14 protein-coding genes are annotated in these 15,138 nt (G+C 70.1%); 5 read left to right on the top strand and 9 right to left on the bottom strand.

What is annotated here, in order from left to right; translation table 11 throughout:
- Positions 1–41: 41 nt before the first annotated feature.
- The 6 genes from HPY32_RS34425 to dop all read right to left on the bottom strand — a co-directional run bounded on the left by HPY32_RS34425 (position 42) and on the right by dop (position 6,292).
- The gene (locus HPY32_RS34425) at positions 42–1,037 is read right to left on the bottom strand and encodes a helix-turn-helix transcriptional regulator (RefSeq protein ID WP_067589531.1); all 996 of its coding nucleotides are present in this window, start codon (positions 1,035–1,037) and stop codon (positions 42–44) included.
- 90 nt (positions 1,038–1,127) lie between these two features.
- Positions 1,128–2,486: a Pup--protein ligase gene (gene pafA / locus HPY32_RS34420; RefSeq protein ID WP_194251598.1), complete on the bottom strand. Its 1,359-nt coding sequence runs from the start codon at positions 2,484–2,486 to the stop codon at positions 1,128–1,130.
- Positions 2,487–2,680: 194 nt separating this feature from the next.
- Positions 2,681–3,463: a proteasome subunit alpha gene (prcA, locus tag HPY32_RS34415; protein WP_067589537.1), complete on the bottom strand. Its 783-nt coding sequence runs from the start codon at positions 3,461–3,463 to the stop codon at positions 2,681–2,683.
- Positions 3,460–4,338, bottom strand: coding sequence for a proteasome subunit beta (gene prcB, locus HPY32_RS34410; RefSeq protein ID WP_082871500.1), 879 nt, complete (start codon positions 4,336–4,338; stop codon positions 3,460–3,462). Before prcB ends, prcA begins: the two co-directional genes overlap by 4 nt.
- The gene (locus HPY32_RS34405) at positions 4,314–4,508 is read right to left on the bottom strand and encodes a ubiquitin-like protein Pup (RefSeq protein WP_067589542.1); all 195 of its coding nucleotides are present in this window, start codon (positions 4,506–4,508) and stop codon (positions 4,314–4,316) included. Before HPY32_RS34405 ends, prcB begins: the two co-directional genes overlap by 25 nt.
- A gap of 284 nt (positions 4,509–4,792) precedes the next feature.
- On the bottom strand, positions 4,793–6,292 hold the full coding sequence (gene dop / locus HPY32_RS34400; protein WP_067589545.1) for a depupylase/deamidase Dop: 1,500 nt from the start codon (positions 6,290–6,292) through the stop codon (positions 4,793–4,795).
- Positions 6,293–6,435: 143 nt separating this feature from the next.
- Here dop and HPY32_RS34395 point away from each other — a divergent pair, with 143 nt between their 5' ends.
- Positions 6,436–7,464, top strand: coding sequence for a permease (locus HPY32_RS34395; protein ID WP_082871501.1), 1,029 nt, complete (start codon positions 6,436–6,438; stop codon positions 7,462–7,464).
- Positions 7,465–7,469: 5 nt separating this feature from the next.
- Positions 7,470–7,958: a TIGR03943 family putative permease subunit gene (locus HPY32_RS34390; RefSeq protein ID WP_067589548.1), complete on the top strand. Its 489-nt coding sequence runs from the start codon at positions 7,470–7,472 to the stop codon at positions 7,956–7,958.
- Between the two features lie 2 nt (positions 7,959–7,960).
- Here the strand turns inward: HPY32_RS34390 and HPY32_RS34385 are convergent, their stop codons facing one another.
- Positions 7,961–9,088 carry a lipase family protein gene (locus HPY32_RS34385; RefSeq protein WP_082871502.1) on the bottom strand — a complete coding sequence of 376 codons (1,128 nt, stop codon included), beginning with the start codon at positions 9,086–9,088 and terminating at the stop codon, positions 7,961–7,963.
- Positions 9,089–9,222: 134 nt separating this feature from the next.
- Complete coding sequence (locus tag HPY32_RS34380) at positions 9,223–10,077, bottom strand: LysR family transcriptional regulator (protein WP_197696535.1); 855 nt, start codon at positions 10,075–10,077, stop codon at positions 9,223–9,225.
- Between the two features lie 116 nt (positions 10,078–10,193).
- Here HPY32_RS34380 and HPY32_RS34375 point away from each other — a divergent pair, with 116 nt between their 5' ends.
- Positions 10,194–11,390 (top strand): MFS transporter, encoded by a 1,197-nt coding sequence (locus tag HPY32_RS34375; protein WP_067589554.1) that lies wholly within the window; start codon positions 10,194–10,196, stop codon positions 11,388–11,390.
- A 233-nt stretch (positions 11,391–11,623) separates the two neighbouring features.
- Here the strand turns inward: HPY32_RS34375 and HPY32_RS34370 are convergent, their stop codons facing one another.
- Positions 11,624–12,364, bottom strand: a complete 741-nt coding sequence (locus HPY32_RS34370) for a TetR/AcrR family transcriptional regulator (RefSeq protein ID WP_231951686.1) — start codon at positions 12,362–12,364, stop codon at positions 11,624–11,626.
- Positions 12,365–12,459: 95 nt separating this feature from the next.
- Here HPY32_RS34370 and HPY32_RS34365 point away from each other — a divergent pair, with 95 nt between their 5' ends.
- Together HPY32_RS34365 and HPY32_RS34360 are read left to right on the top strand one after the other, a co-directional pair.
- The gene (locus tag HPY32_RS34365; protein ID WP_067589557.1) at positions 12,460–13,359 is read left to right on the top strand and encodes an AurF N-oxygenase family protein; all 900 of its coding nucleotides are present in this window, start codon (positions 12,460–12,462) and stop codon (positions 13,357–13,359) included.
- Complete coding sequence (locus HPY32_RS34360) at positions 13,356–15,119, top strand: DUF4873 domain-containing protein (protein ID WP_067595941.1); 1,764 nt, start codon at positions 13,356–13,358, stop codon at positions 15,117–15,119. Before HPY32_RS34365 ends, HPY32_RS34360 begins: the two co-directional genes overlap by 4 nt.
- Positions 15,120–15,138: the final 19 nt, after the last annotated feature.

Below are 15,138 nucleotides of genomic sequence, written 5' to 3'. Positions count from 1 at the left end.
GAGCGGAGCACGCTGTGTCGATGGTTCGCTCGCAAGCTCGCTCACGCGGAGACCTCCGTCCGCTCCAGCACCGAGCGCAGCCGGTCGATGACGTCGGCGCGCAGGTCGGCGGGGGCGAGCACCAGCGCGTCCGGGCCCAGTCCGGTGATCAGGCGGGCCAGCCAGTCCCGCGAGCGGATCGGCACCTCTACGATCGTGCCCGCGCGGCCGCCGATCTCGCGGTCCTCCATGATCGCCCCGCGGCGGCGGATCTCCTGGCCGCGGCCGTCGGCGACCCAGACCGTGGCGCTGCCGGTGACCGGCGACCCGACGGTCACCTGGGCCACGATCGCGCGCAGGTCGATACCGTCCGGCTTGCGTACCGCGTTGGCCGGGCCGTAGGCGGTGACCTCGTTCCCGATCCGGGACAGCCGGAAGGTGCGCACATCGTCGCGGTCGCGATCGAATCCGACCAGATACCAGCGGCCGTGATGGGTGACCACACCCCACGGCTCCACGTCGCGCAGCACATACGGTGCGCCGTGCGAGATCCGGTGCTCGAAGCGGACGGCGCGACCGGCGTCGACCGCGGTCAGCAACTTGCCGAGCGCGGCCTCCGAGCCGCGGGTGCGGGCCGGGACCGCGGGCACCGAGGCGGGGGCGGCGTCCGGTTCGACGTGAATTCCGGCCGCCCGCAGCTTGAGCAGCGCGCCGTCGGCCGCGGCGGCGAGTTCCGGGGACTCCCACAGCTGCACGGCCACCGCGACCGCCGCGGCCTCCTCGCTGGTCAGATCGATATCGGGGAGCTCGTAGGCGTCCCGGTTGATGCGGTAGCCCTCCTGGCCGGAGTACCGGCTCACCGGGCCGACCTCCAGCGGAATGCCCAGGTCGCGCAGCTCGTTCTTGTCCCGCTCGAACATCCGGCTGAACGCCTCGTCGCTGGCGGAGTCCTCGTAGCCGGCGACACTGACTCGAATCCGCTCCGCGGTCAGGAACTGCCGGGTCGACAGCAACGCGATGACCAGATTCATCAGCCGCTCGACCTTGGATATCGCCACCCGATAGAGAGTAATGCGGTTTCCCGCATCCGTGCGCGGCGGTGCCGGGTTTCGCCGCCGTCGCGTGTTCACCGGCGGCGAACTCCCTGGCTACATCGAGGCGATCAGCCGATCGACGCGCTCGTCCACCGACCGGAACGGGTCCTTGCACAGCACCGTGCGCTGGGCCTGGTCGTTGAGCTTGAGGTGTACCCAGTCGACGGTGAAGTCGCGCCCGGCCTCCTGGGCCGCGGTGATGAAGTCGCCGCGGAGCTTGGCCCGGGTGGTCTGCGGCGGCGTGGTGACCGCGGCGTCGACCGCCTCGTCCTCGGTGACCCGCTTGGCCAGACCCTTGCGCTGCAGCAGGTCGAAGACGCCGCGGCCGCGCTTGATGTCGTGGTAGGCCAGGTCCAGCTGGGCGATCTTGGGATCGGACAGGTCCATGCTGTAGCGGTCCTGGTAGCGCTGGAACAGCTTGCGCTTGATGACCCAGTCGATCTCGGTGTCGACCTTGGCGAAGTCCTGCGCCTCCACCGCGTCCAGCGTGCGGCCCCACAGATCCACCACGGCGTCGACCTGCGGGTCGCGGTCGCGGTTGCGCAGATGCTCGACGGCGCGGGCGTAGTACTCGCGCTGGATGTCGAGGGCACTCGCCTGCCGACCGCCCGCCAGCCGCACCGGCCGGCGCCCGGTCAGGTCGTGACTGACCTCGCGGATCGCGCGAATCGGGTTGTCCAGCGCGAAATCACGGAAGGACACCCCGGCCTCGATCATCTCCAGCACCAGCGCCGCGGTGCCCACCTTGAGCATGGTGGTGGTCTCGGACATGTTCGAGTCGCCGACGATGACGTGCAGGCGCCGGTACTTCTCGGCGTCGGCGTGCGGCTCGTCGCGGGTGTTGATGATCGGCCGGGACCGGGTGGTCGCCGAGCTGACGCCCTCCCAGATGTGCTCGGCCCGCTGCGACAGGCAGAAGGTGGCCGCCTTCGGCGTCTGCAGCACCTTGCCCGCGCCGCAGATCAGCTGGCGGGTGACCAGGAAGGGCAACAGCACGTCGGAGATCCGGGAGAACTCCCCGGCCCGCACGACCAGGAAGTTCTCGTGGCAGCCGTAGGAGTTGCCCGCCGAGTCCGTGTTGTTCTTGAACAGATAGATGTCGCCGCCGATACCCTCTTCGGCCAAGCGCTGCTCGGCATCGATCAGCAACTCCTCCAGCACCCGCTCACCCGCGCGGTCGTGGGTGACCAGCTGCACCAGACTGTCGCATTCGGCCGTGGCATACTCCGGGTGGGAACCGACATCGAGGTAGAGCCGGGCACCGTTGCGGAGGAATACGTTCGAGCTACGGCCCCAGGAAACCACCCGGCGGAACAGATACCGGGCCACCTCGTCAGGGCTCAACCGACGGTGACCGTGGAACGTGCACGTCACCCCGAATTCGGTTTCGATCCCCATGATTCGTCGCTGCACACTATCGACATTACAGCTATGTCATGCCCGAAAGTGGCTGTGCGAGCGAGGTAATGCATACGGCTTCGCAACGATTTCGCGCGCTATGAACTACGGCACCGGCGCAATCAGCAGAAACGACAATGCCCCTTGCACTCGACCCAATCGAGTGCAAGGGGCACAGTACAGGGGGCCTTGCCGGAATCCGGCCGATTCTAGGAATCGGAGTCGGTCGGCTCCGCGGGCTCGGCGGCCTTCTTCTCGGCGGATTTACCCTTGCCCGACTTGCCGGCGGCCAGCAACGTCTCCAGCGCGGGGCCGACGATACGGCGGAAGGCGCGGCGCGGCCGGTTCTGCTCCAGCGTCGCCACCTCCAGCTGCCCGACGCCGAGCACCCGCTTGTCCTTGTCGGTGCCCTCGGGAGCGCCCTTCTGCAGCGCCTCGACCGCGACCTTGATCGCGGCGCCCAGCTCCAGCCCGGGCTGATACGAGGACTTGAGCGCGGAGACGATCGGGTCGGTGTTGCCGCCCATCACCACGTATTCGCGCTCGTCGACGATGGATCCGTCGAAGTTGACCCGGTACAGCACCGCCTGCGGGTCCTTCTCCGGGTAGCCGACCTCGCCGATGCAGATCTCCACCTCGAACGGCTTGAGCTGGTCGGTGAAGATGGTACCCAGCAGCGAGGCGAACATGTTCGCCAGCTGCCGACCGGTCACGTCGCGCCGGTCGTACTGGTAGCCGCGCAGGTCGGCCTGCATGATGCCGTGCCGGCGCAGGTTCTCGTACTCGTTGTACTTGCCGACCGCGGCGAACCCCACCCGGTCGTACAGCTCACTCACCTTGTGCAGGGTCGCCGAGGGATTCTCGGCGACGAACAGCACGCCCTTGTCGTACGCCAGCATCACGACACTGCGACCCCGTGCGATGCCCTTGCGCGCAAGTTCGGTCTTGTCGCGCATGATCTGCTCGGCCGACGCATAGTACGGCAGTGTCATCGCTTCGCGCTCCCTTCCTCCACCGCGCCCTCATCGATGATCAGCCGGGCGATCTCGCCCAGCCGATCGTCCGAAACCTCCACGGAGCCTTCGGCATTGATCACGACCGCCGTCGGGTAGATGCCGCGCAGCATGTCGGGCCCGCCCGTCGCGGTGTCGTCGTCGGAGGCGTCGGCCAGGGCCTCGACGGCGATGCGCAGCGCGCGATCCTCGTCGATGTCGCGGTGGTAGGTCTTCTTCAGCGACGTCTTCGCGAACATCGAGCCGGAGCCGACGGCCGTGTAGCCGAACCGCTCCTCGCTGCGCCCGCCGACCACGTCGAAGGACACGATGCGGCCCGCCCGGTCCGGATCGGTGGCCTCGAGGTCGTAACCGACCAGGATCGGGACCACCGCCAGGCCCTGCAGCGCGGCGGGCAGGTTGTCGCGCACCATCTTCGACAGCTTGTTGGCCTTGCCGTCGAAGGTGAGGGGGATGCCCTCGATCTTCTCGTAGTGCTCCAACTCCACCGCGAACAGGCGGATCATCTCCACGGCCACGCCCGCGGTGCCCGCGATGCCGGCGGCGGAGAGGCTGTCGGTGATGTAGACCTTCTCCATATCGCGGCTGGCCAGCAGATTGCCCTGGGTGGCCCGCCGGTCGCCCGCGATCAGCACGCCGCCGCGGTAGCTCACCGCGACGATGGTGGTGCCGTGGGGGGCTATATCCTGCGACGCCGCCCCGGCCGGGGCGGCGTCGGCGACACGCGCGAAACCGTTGCCGGGCAACAGGTCCGGTGCGTGTTCACGCAGGTGTTCGCTGAACGACGACAGGGCGTACCCCGTATGGAGCCGCAACGGGTCACCCGAAGTCACTGGCCGCCTTTCTGAACGTATGCGCGCACGAAGTCCTCCGCGTTCTCCTCGAGCACATCATCGATCTCGTCGAGCAGGTCGTCGGTGTCTTCCGCCAGTTTCTCGCGACGCTCCTGTCCGGCCGCGCCGTCGCCGGCCGGCCCCTCGTCCTCGTCGCCGCCACCGGCGCGCTTGGTCTGCTCTTGTGCCATAGCAGCCGACCTCCTCTGTCCTGATACCGGCGAGCACCGGAGAAAATCCGATGCTCGTACGTCAACACTACCCACCAGCGGGGACAACATGCCGGATTACATCGCAATGTGCCCACGCTGCAACGCCGCAGCAGCCCGATCCACCACGCCGCGTGTTGTCTGGATCACACTCCCGATCGGTCCATCGTGATTCCGGCATGCTTTTGGCCGGAATCACGCGAGGTCCCGGCCAAAAGCATGCCGGGAACACGATGGGGCGAGCATGCCGGGAACACGATGGGGCCCTAGGTGGTGAGCTGTTCGACGAGTTCGGCGGCGGTGTCGACGCCGTCGAGCAGCTTGCCCACATGCGATTTGGTGCCGCGGCGCGGTTCCAGGGTGGGGATGCGCACCAGCGAGTCGCCGCCCAGGTCGAAGATCACCGAATCCCAGCTGGCAGCGGCGATGTCGGCGCCGAAGCGGCGCAGGCACTCGCCGCGGAAGTAGGCGCGGGTGTCGGTGGGCGGGTTGGTCATCGCGTCGAGCACCTGCTGCTCGGTGACCAGCCGCTGCATCGAGCCGCGCGCGACCAGCCGGTTGTACAGGCCCTTGTCCAGCCGCACGTCCGAGTACTGCAGGTCCATCAGGTGCAGCTTGGGCGCGGCCCAGCCCAGGCCCTCGCGGCTGCGCATGCCCTCGAGCAGGCGCAGTTTGGCGGGCCAGTCCAGCAGGTGCGCGCACTCCAGCGGGTCGCGCTCGAGCAGGTCCAGCACGTGCGCCCACTTCTCCAGGACGTCGGTCACGCGCGCGTCGGCGGTGCCCTCGCGGTCGTGGAACTTCTCCACCCGGTCGAGGTAGATCCGTTGCAGCGCAAGGCCGGTCAGCTCGCGGCCGTCGACCAGCGCGACGACGGCGCGCAGGGTGGGATCGTGGCTGATGGCGTGCACCGCGGTGACCGGCCGGGCCAGCTGCAGATCCGATAGGTCCTCGCCCGCCTCGATCAGGTCCAGCACGAGCGCGGTGGTGCCGACCTTCAGATAGGTCGACCATTCGGCGAGGTTGGCGTCGCCGATGATGACGTGCAGGCGGCGGTACTTGTCGGCGTCGGCGTGCGGTTCGTCGCGGGTGTTGATGATGCCGCGCTTGAGCGTGGTCTCGAGGCCGACCTCCACCTCGATGTAGTCCGCGCGCTGGGACAGCTGGAATCCGGCCTGGTCGCCGGACTGCCCGAGGCCGACCCGCCCGGAGCCGCTGACCACCTGACGGGACACGAAGAACGGGGTGAGGCCGACGATGATCTGATTGAACGGCGTCTCGCGGCTCATCAGATAGTTCTCGTGGGTGCCGTAGGAGGCGCCCTTGCCGTCGACATTGTTCTTGTACAGCTGCATCCGGGGCGCGCCGGGTACGCTGGAGGCGTAGCGCGCCGCGGCCTCCATCACCCGCTCGCCCGCCTTGTCCCAGATGACCGCGTCCAGCGGGTCGGTGACCTCGGGGGCGGAGTATTCGGGATGGGCGTGGTCGACGTAGAGGCGGGCGCCGTTGGTGAGAATCATGTTGGCCGCGCCGACCTCGTCGGCGTCGATCACGGGGGCCGGTCCGTTGAGCCGGCCCAGATCGAAACCGCGAGCGTCGCGCAGCGGCGACTCCACCTCGTAGTCCCAGCGGGTGCGTTTGGCCCTCGGGACTCCCTCGGCCGCCGCGTACGCAAGCACCGCCTGGGTGGACGTGAGAATCGGGTTGGCCGAGGGCTCGGTCGGCGTGGAGATGCCGTACTCGACCTCGATTCCGATGATGCGCTGCATGACCCGAGCCTAGGCGACGAACGGCGCGCCGGTGCGGGCCCCGTCGTCGGGGGGGCTGTCGTGCGCCGCCACCCGATCCGGTCGAGGGTGTGCGATCATGCCCGTGTCCATACCCGACGCTCTCGGTGGATGGGGGTAGCCGCATGTCGATACCGCAGGCGGGTGCGGCCACCGCGCAGGTTCCGCCCGCGCATCCGGCGCCGGGTCCCGTTGCCCGGCGGCGCTTTCCGCGCATCTCCTCGACGTACGTGCTCGCGGCGCTGCTGGCGTTCGGCCTGGCGTTCGAGGGACCGCTGGCCGGTGGGGTGGCTCGCTCGCCGAAGCTGCAGACGGCCACCACCGTGTTCACCGGGGTGTTCGTGCAGGCGGTGCCGTTCCTGGTGCTGGGGGTGCTGATCAGCGGCGCGGTGGCGGCCTTCGCGTCCCCCGAGCTGATCCGGAAGTTGCTGCCGCGCAACGAGTCCGCGGCCGTCGGTGTGGCCGGGCTGGCCGGAATGGCGCTGCCCGGCTGCGAATGCGGTGTGGTGCCGGTGTCGCGGCGGCTGATGGATCAGGGCGCGCCCGGGGCGGCGGCGTTCGCGTTCCTGCTGTCGGCTCCGGCGGTGAATCCGGTGGTGCTGATCGCGACGGCGGTGGCGTTTCCGGGTCAGCCGGGCATGGTGGCGGGGCGGTTCGTCGGATCGCTGGCCACCGCGGTCGTCATGGGCCTGCTGTGGTCGCGGTTCGGGCGGGTGGAATGGTTCACCGTGCGGCCGCACGGGCACCGGCACTGGGCGCCGGGGCGGTCGCGCTGGGAGGTGTTCACCGAGGCGGCGCGGCACGACTTCCTGCAGGCCGCAGCGTTTCTCGTGATCGGCGCCGCCGCGGCGGCCGCGCTGCACGTGCTGGTGCCGCCCAGCTGGTACCGCGACCTGTCCGGGCAGCTGCTGGTGTCGATCGTGGTGATGGCGCTGCTGGCGGTGGTGCTGGCCCTGTGCTCGGAGGCCGACGCGTTCGTGGCCTCCAGCATGTCGGGCCTGCCGCTGCTGCCGCGGCTGGTGTTCCTGGTGGTGGGTCCGGCGGTGGACGTGAAGCTGTTCGCCATGCAGGCAGGCACCTTCGGGCGGCGCTTCGCCATCCGCTTCGCGCCCGCCACCTTCGTGGTGGCCTGGCGCCGATCGCGGCGCTGCTGATCATCGTGCCGCCCGCCCTGGGCGCGACCTCGGTGCAGTCCGGCACCACCGCGCGGGCCAGCGTCGCCAAGCCCGCGACCGCCGGCGACGACGGCACGTTCGCCTTCCCGCCGCTACCGGAGGGCCCGGCGCCGACCGTCCGGATGTACGACCTGCTCGACCGCGCCGCCTACGACTCCAGCGGCGAACTCGACCACCGCGCCGTCACCGTCGTCGGTTTCATCGTGCACACCGACAACGACGGCTCGCCCCGCACCGACGGCACCCGCTCCGGCGTCGACCTCGCGCGCGTCGTCATCACCTGCTGCGTGGCCGACGCCCAGACCATGCGCATCCACCTCTCGGCCCTCGCCGACCCGCCCCCGGACGACAGCTGGGTGTCGGTCAGCGGCAAGGTCGAACCCGGTTCCGCCCGCCCGGACACGGAGATGACCCCGACCCTGGACGTGACGGACATGCACCTGGTTCCCACCCCTGCTCGGGTGTACGGCTGAGCTCAGGACAAGGCCCGCTGCAGGAACCGCAGTCCCGCCGTGAAACCGTCCTTCATGATCGACATATGGTCGGCGTCGAACGCGGCGAACTCGTACCGCGTTCCGGCCGAGGACAGTTCGGCCAGCAGCGCCAGGGTCAGCGGTAGCGGCACCGACGTGTCGGCGACGCCCTGGCCGATGAACAGCGGCTGCCGGTAACCGGTGGCGGGAATCGCCAGGTAGTCGTTCAGCACGGCGACGATGGCGGGATCGTCGAGCGGACGCGAGAGCAGATCGCCGACCGAGTGATTCGCGGCGGTCTCGGTCCACTGGGTCACGCACTGCGTCCGGACCGCGTCGACGATGCGGCGGCCCTCCGGGCTGAGATATCCGCCGATCCCGGCGCCCGGCACATTCGCCTCGATACCGGCCAGCACGGCCGCGACGATCCCGGTCAGCCCGTCGAGCGCGGGAATCTCGGGCATACCCGGCCGGGCCAGCGGTATCAGCCGTTCCAGATTGGCCGCCGGAGCCAGCGCCGCCGTCCCGCGGAAGTCGAGCTCCGGGGCGTACTCGGACGCGAGGTAACCGGTGCTCAATGCCGCGTGTCCGCCCTCGGAGACACCGATCACGCCCCACCGAGCCGACAGTTCGGGAAACGCCCGGCGCGCGGCGCGCACGAGGTCGATGGTGTCCGTGGCTCCGGCGCGTCGACTCTGATAGGGATGCACTCCGGGCGAGGCCGGGCTCAGCCCGAGGTAATCCGGTGCGACGGCGGCATATCCGGCCCGATTGATCTGCAACAGCGAAGGCGAGTCGTAGGGCGCGCCCGCCGTCGAGGTCAATCCGCACTGCTGACCGAGCCCGTTGGTGCCGTGATCCCAGGCCACGATCGGCCAACCCCCGTCCGGCGCGGGCGCATCCGGGAGGAACACCAACCCGGTCGCCGTCGTCGGCCGACCGTCCAGCGCCGGGGTTCGATAGGTCACCACGAATCCCCGGTTCGTCCCGCCCCAGCCGTCCGGCAGCCGCTGCACCCGCACCGGATCTCCACCCGGATCCGCCGTCGCGGGCGTCGCCACCGCCCCGCCGACCACCGCCAGAACGCTCACCAGCAGGAGTAATCGGACCCGCCACACCAGCCCACGCATACGAACCTTCCTCACCGGCCTTGCGACAGGCCGGGTTTCACCCACCACACCGATCCCCGACGACATCCGAGATCGTATTTCGCTCGAAAAGCCCTCCGCGAGACCATGATCTCGATGGCACCCCGCCCGGCGGCTCAGTGCGACGCGGCGAGCACCCGCTGCACCACACCGGCCAGGCGGTCCGCGGCGGGATGCGGGTTGCGCAGGGGGCGGGCCAGCAGCATGGGGACCTCGGGGGCGTTCTTCAGGCGGACGTAGCGGACGCTCGGATTGGTGTGGCGGCGAACGGAATCCGGGGCGATGCCGACGCCGTGATCGGCGGCCACCGATTCCAGCCATTCCTCGAGATTGTCGGCGGTGCACAGGGCGGGGCCCCGGGCGCCGCCGGGCCAGTCGGCGTCGCCGAGGCGGTCGGCGAGGGTGTTGACGACCAGGCGCCGCCCGGCCAGCTCCGACCAGTCCAGGACGCGGCGATACTGCCAGGGGCCGGGCACCGGCACGGCGGCCACCCGCGGCTCCGGCGGCAGTGCCACCGTGCGGTAGTCCGGGCCGGGGTCGGTGTGGATCAGCGCCAGATCGCAGAGCCCGGCGGTCAGGGCGGCGAGCGGGTCGTCGCGGCGGACGACGCGGATGCCGCCGGTGTCCCCGGCGGCGCCGTCGAAGGCGCGCACCACCTCCGGCCAGCGCGCGGGCAGGTGCCAGGCGAATCCGAACCGGACGGTCTCCGCGCGCGCCGGGGCCGCCAGCGCGGCCTCCAGTCGCGGCAGCAGCACCTCCAGTTCGGCGTACAACCGGTGGCCCGCGTCGGTGAGCCGGACGCGGCGCGTGGTGCGTTCCAGCAGCCGCGCGCCGACCGCCGCCTCCAGGCCCTGCACCGCGCGTGTCACCCGCGGCTGATCGGTCCGCAACTCGTCCGCCGCCGCGGTGAATCCGCCCGCCGCCACCACCGCGGCGAAGGCCCGCAGCTGCCGCAGCTCCACATCGATCACGATCACGCCTCCATTCATGTTCCGGGGACATGAAACAAGCGCGTCTCGCATTTCTCTTCCCGGGGCTCGAATTCCTAACGTGCGCTGGCACATCTGGAGGAAAGGAATTCGACGACATGCGCCGCGTACTCGTACTCGCCGCCGGGGCCTTCGCGCTGGGCCTCGACGCCTATGTCATGGCGGGTCTGCTGCCCGTGATCGCGGGGGACCTGCACACGACCGAGGCGGTGGTGGGCCAGATGGTGACCGCGTTCACCCTCGCCTACGCCCTCGCCGCGCCGCTGTGCGCCGGGCTGCTGGCGCGCGCCCGGCTGCGCACGGTGGTGGCGGCCGCGCTCACCGTGTTCACGCTCGCCAACGCGCTCACCGCGGTGGCCGGATCGCTGACGCTGCTCATCGTCGCCCGGGTGATCGCCGGGGCCGGGGCGGGCCTGTATTCGGCGCAGGCGAGTACGGCCGCCGCCGCGCTGGTGCCGGAGGCCCGGCGCGGCCGTGCGCTCGGGACGGTGATGGGCGGCATGAGCGCCGGAACCGTGCTCGGCGTGCCGCTGGGCATCCTGCTCGCCGACACCGCGGGCTGGCGCGCCACGCTGTGGCTGATCACCGGGCTGGGCGCGCTGGTGCTGATCCTGCTCGCGGTCGCGCTGCCCGATATCCCGGCCGGGCCCGCCGTCGCGGCCCGCGACCGCTTCGCCGTGCTCATCGATCGCCGCGTCGCGGGCATCGTCGCGGTCTCCTTCCTGGCGGCCGTCGCCAGCCTGGGCCTGTACACCTACCTCGCCCCCGTCCTGCACACCGCGGCCGGAGCCTCCCCCACGGCGATCACCGGCTACCTGTGGGTCTGGGGCGCGGGCGGCGTGCTCGGCAGCCTGCTGGTCGGCCCCCTGTTGGACCGCCGATCCCGCGCCGACGGCGGCCACCTGCGCACCGCGGTCGTCGTGGCCATGGCCGCACTGACCCTCGCCCTCGCCACCCTGGTCCCCCTCGGTCACCTCGCCGCCGCGGGAGTCATTGCGCCCCTGCTGATCTGGGGTGCCTCCGGCTGGGCCCTGCAGGTCCCCCAGCAGCACCGCCTCCTCCAGGTAGGCGGCCCCACCCGAGGCGGAATCGCCGTAGCCGCCAACAACTCCGCCCTCTACCTCGGCAGCGCCGCGGGCTCCGCCCTCGGCGGCACAATCCTCGCCACCGACACCACCCCCACCGTCCTCCCTTGGGCCGCAGCAACAATCGCCGCCCTCGGCCTGACCATCGCCGCCCTGTCCGCCCTCCGCCGCACCCGCACGGACGCCACCCCGCAACCCACGCACGCCTGATCCCGCCGCACTCCCCTGGGCCCCAGCTCCCTGGCCCCGGCGTACTCCACTGATCCCGACGCACTGCACCGATCCAGGCACACTCCATCCTGATTCCGGCGCACTCCATCCTGATCCCGGCGTACCCCATCCTGATCCCGGCGTGCTTTTGGCCGGGATCTCACGGAGGATTCCGGCCAAAAGCACGCCGGAATCGCTGGTGGGCAGACGGATTCGCGTCAGGCGACGCGAATTCAGTTGGTGCGGACGGCTTCCGACTGGGTCAGCAGGTCGGAGACCAGGCTGTCGCGTTCGAGGGGCACACCCAGACTCCGGGCGTTGCCTTCGAAGATGGCGAGGACCGAGCCGGAGACCATGCCGCCGATCTGGTCGGAGGTGAGGGTGGTGGCGGGGTCGGCGCGCCAGCTGTTGACCACGCCGTCGACGAAGCCGAGGATGCCGAAGGCCATGGGGCGGGCCCGATTCGGGTCGATGCCGAATCGGGCCAGCGAGGCCGCGAACATCTCCGCCAGGCGACCGCCGATGCGGCTGCGCGCCCCGGCCAGCGCGTGCGACGAATCCCCTTCGCGCGCATCGCCGGTCAGGAAGCGGTGCAGATTCGGATGCCGCTCCACCCAGCCCACATAGGTGCCCACCGCCCCGCGCACCGCGTCCTTGACGGTGCCGTCGGCCCGCAGCGTCGGCATCAGCTCCGACAGCAGCGACTCCAGAATGCGGCGGCGAATCTGCTCGTCCAGGTCGGTGCGACCGTCGAAATGCCGGTACACCACCGGGCGCGGCAGCGACAGCCGGTCGGCGATCTGCTGCACCGACACGTCCACGCCGTTCTCCTCGATCGCGGCGACGGCCGCGTCCAGCACCTCGGCGCGGCGACGCTCCTTGTGGCCGTCCCAGCGCGTGCTGCGGCCGTCCACGGCCGCCTGCACGGTCTGCGCGGCCCGCCTGGTCACGGACTTTTCGCTGGTCTTGGTCACCCTGCAACGATACCCGGCGGGCCATTGACTGATACACCCTGTCTCACTAATCTGAGTGTTACACACCGTATCGGTAACTGAACTGGAGAGCCGTCATGGGCAACGAGGCCACACTGCTCCCGCGGGAGTCCTTCGCACAGCGCCTGCTGACCGGATCGGTCAAGAAGTCCTACGACCCGGTGGTGGACCTGGACTGGGACGCACCCCTGGATCCGGACAAGCTGTTCCTCCCGCCGGAGGTCATCTCCCTCTACGGCACCGAGCTCTGGGAATCGCTGACCGCCGAGCAGCGCCGCGAGCTGTCGCGCCAGGAACTGGCGAACGTGCTGTCGATCGGCATCTGGTTCGAGAACCTGCTCAACCGCCTGCTGCTGCGCGAACTGATGAACGGCGACCCGACCACGCTGCACTCGCACTACACGCTCACCGAGATGGGCGACGAATGCCGGCACATGATGATGTTCGGCAAGCTCATCGACCGCATCGAGGCCCGCCCGTACTGGCCGAAACCTCCTGCCCGCCTGGTCATCTCGGCCCTACAGCTGTTCCTGCGCGGCTCCATGACATGGGTCGGGGCGCTGGTCGGCGAGGAGATCTTCGACGCCCTGCAGCGCCGCTTCCTGGAGGATCCGCAACTGCAGCCGCTGGTGTCGCGCGCGATGCGCATCCACGTCACCGAGGAGGCGCGCCACATCGGCTTCGCCCGCGACGCGCTGGCCCGCCGGGTGCCCACCATGTCGGGTCTCGAATTGCGGTACACCAGGCTGTGTGTCGCGGTGGCCGCGCCGCTGTTCGTGTACCTCATGACCAACCGGCACATGTACGACCGCGCCGGGCTCGACGGCCGCGCGGCCCGGCGCATCGCCGCGAACAATCCCGATGCCAAGCGCGCCCTCGGCATCGGCGCCGCGAATCTCGGCGCGTTCCTGGACAAGCAGGGCCTGATCGGGCCGGTCGGCAAGTGGATCTGGCAGCGCCGCGGGTTGTGGGCATGATCAGCGATGCCGAGATCGTGATCGTCGGGGCCGGATTCGGCGGCATCGGCATCGCGATCGAGCTGCGCCGGGCCGGGATCACCGATTTCGTGATCCTGGAGAAGGCCGACGAGGTCGGCGGCACCTGGCGGGACAACACCTACCCCGGCGCGGGCTGCGATGTGATGTCGCTGATGTATTCGTTCTCCTACGCCCAGAACCACCGCTGGTCGCGGCTGTTCGCGCGGCAGCCGGAGATCCTGGACTATCTGCGCCGCACCGTCGACAGCTACGACCTGCGCCGCCACCTGCGGCTGCGGTCGGAGGTGACGGCGATGGACTTCGACGACGACGCCGACCGCTGGACGGTCCGCACCGCCGACGGCCGGCAGTTCCGCCCGCGCGTGGTGATCATGGCGCCCGGCCCGCTGCACGAGCCGTCGGTTCCCGACCTCCCGGGCCGGGAGTCGTTCCGCGGCCGCAGTTTTCATTCGGCGCGGTGGGAGCACGACTTCGAGGTGGCGGGCAAGCGGATCGCGGTGATCGGAACCGGCGCCAGCGCGGTGCAATTCGTGCCGCAGATCGCGAAACAGGCGGCGCGGGTGACGGTTTTCCAGCGCACGCCGCACTGGATACTACCCAAGCCGGACCGGCGGCTGTCCGACCCGGAGCGCGGCCTGTTCCGCACCGTCCCCGGCGCGCAACGACTCTCGCGCTGGGGTGTGTACTGGGCCTACGAGTCGATGATCCCCGGATTCCTGGACCCGAAGCGGATGGGCCGCATGGAGCGGGTGGCCCGCGCGCATCTGCGGCGGCAGGTGCCCGATCCGGAGCTGCGGCGACTGCTCACGCCGGACTATCGGCTGGGGTGCAAGCGAATCCTGGTGTCCAACAACTACTATCCGGCGTTGCGGCGCGACAATGCGGAGCTGGTCACCGATTCCATCGATCGGATCACCGAATCCGGCATCGTCGCCGGTGGCGTGGCCCGCGAGTTCGACGCCATCGTGTACGCGACCGGGTTCAAGATCTCCGACCGGTACGCCGATCAGCACCTCGTCGGCGCGAACGGCCTGACGATACAGCGGGCCTGGCGCGACGGCATGGAGGCGTTCCTCGGGGTCGCGGTGCACGGATTCCCGAATCTGTTCATGGTGGTGGGCCCGAATTCCGGTGGCGGGCATCAGTCCATCGTGTTCATGATCGAGGCGCAGGCTCGCTACATCCGCCAGTGCGTGCAGCTGATGCGGCGCACGTCCGGCACGCGCATGGAGGTGCGGCGCGCCACCCAGCACGAGTTCAACCGGCGCATCCAGGCGAAATTGGCTCGGACGGTGTGGAATTCGGGTGGCTGCAGCAGCTGGTATCTGGACGAGCGCGGGGTGAATCGGGCGGCCTGGCCGGGTTCCAGCGTGTCCTACTGGCGTGCCCTGCGGCGGCTGGATCCCGGGCATTTCGATCTGACCGTGGCCGCGGATCGCGAACCGGCGCACGAGTATTCGGGCCCGGCGGTGCTGGACGCCCCCGGCTTCGAGGTGCCGGTGACGGTGGCGCTGAGCGGGCATCCCGACCCGATCGACGGCCGCTACCACTGGTACGGCCGCGTGGCCGCCGACGACGGTGCCGAACTGCCCGATCCCGGCCGCGGCCAGGTGTCGCTGACGCTGCCCGGCGGCATACCCGCCACCGGGCGGTTGCAGGAGCGTGACCCGTGGGGTCATCTGCGCATCGTCGGCACGGGTGCGCCGCCGTTCCCCTCGGAAACGGCGGCGGTGCGGTAACCCGTTGTGGCCGTGCGTA

The sequence above is a fragment of the Nocardia terpenica genome, from assembly GCF_013186535.1.
Lineage (GTDB): Bacteria > Actinomycetota > Actinomycetes > Mycobacteriales > Mycobacteriaceae > Nocardia > Nocardia terpenica.
The sequence above is the reverse complement of the archived record's forward strand: the minus strand, read 5'-3'. Positions and strand labels throughout refer to the sequence as shown.

Bases quoted from the DNA above. Each gene is read 5' to 3' on its own strand.
- prcA (WP_067589537.1), bottom strand. From the start codon at position 3,463: ATGACACTGCCGTACTATGCGTCGGCCGAGCAGATCATGCGCGACAAG.
- HPY32_RS34405 (WP_067589542.1), bottom strand. From the start codon at position 4,508: ATGGCACAAGAGCAGACCAAGCGCGCCGGTGGCGGCGACGAGGACGAG.
- dop (WP_067589545.1), bottom strand. From the start codon at position 6,292: ATGCAGCGCATCATCGGAATCGAGGTCGAGTACGGCATCTCCACGCCG.
- HPY32_RS34395 (WP_082871501.1), top strand. From the start codon at position 6,436: ATGTCGATACCGCAGGCGGGTGCGGCCACCGCGCAGGTTCCGCCCGCG.
- HPY32_RS34385 (WP_082871502.1), bottom strand. From the start codon at position 9,088: ATGCGTGGGCTGGTGTGGCGGGTCCGATTACTCCTGCTGGTGAGCGTT.
- HPY32_RS34375 (WP_067589554.1), top strand. From the start codon at position 10,194: ATGCGCCGCGTACTCGTACTCGCCGCCGGGGCCTTCGCGCTGGGCCTC.
- HPY32_RS34365 (WP_067589557.1), top strand. From the start codon at position 12,460: ATGGGCAACGAGGCCACACTGCTCCCGCGGGAGTCCTTCGCACAGCGC.
- HPY32_RS34360 (WP_067595941.1), top strand. From the start codon at position 13,356: ATGATCAGCGATGCCGAGATCGTGATCGTCGGGGCCGGATTCGGCGGC.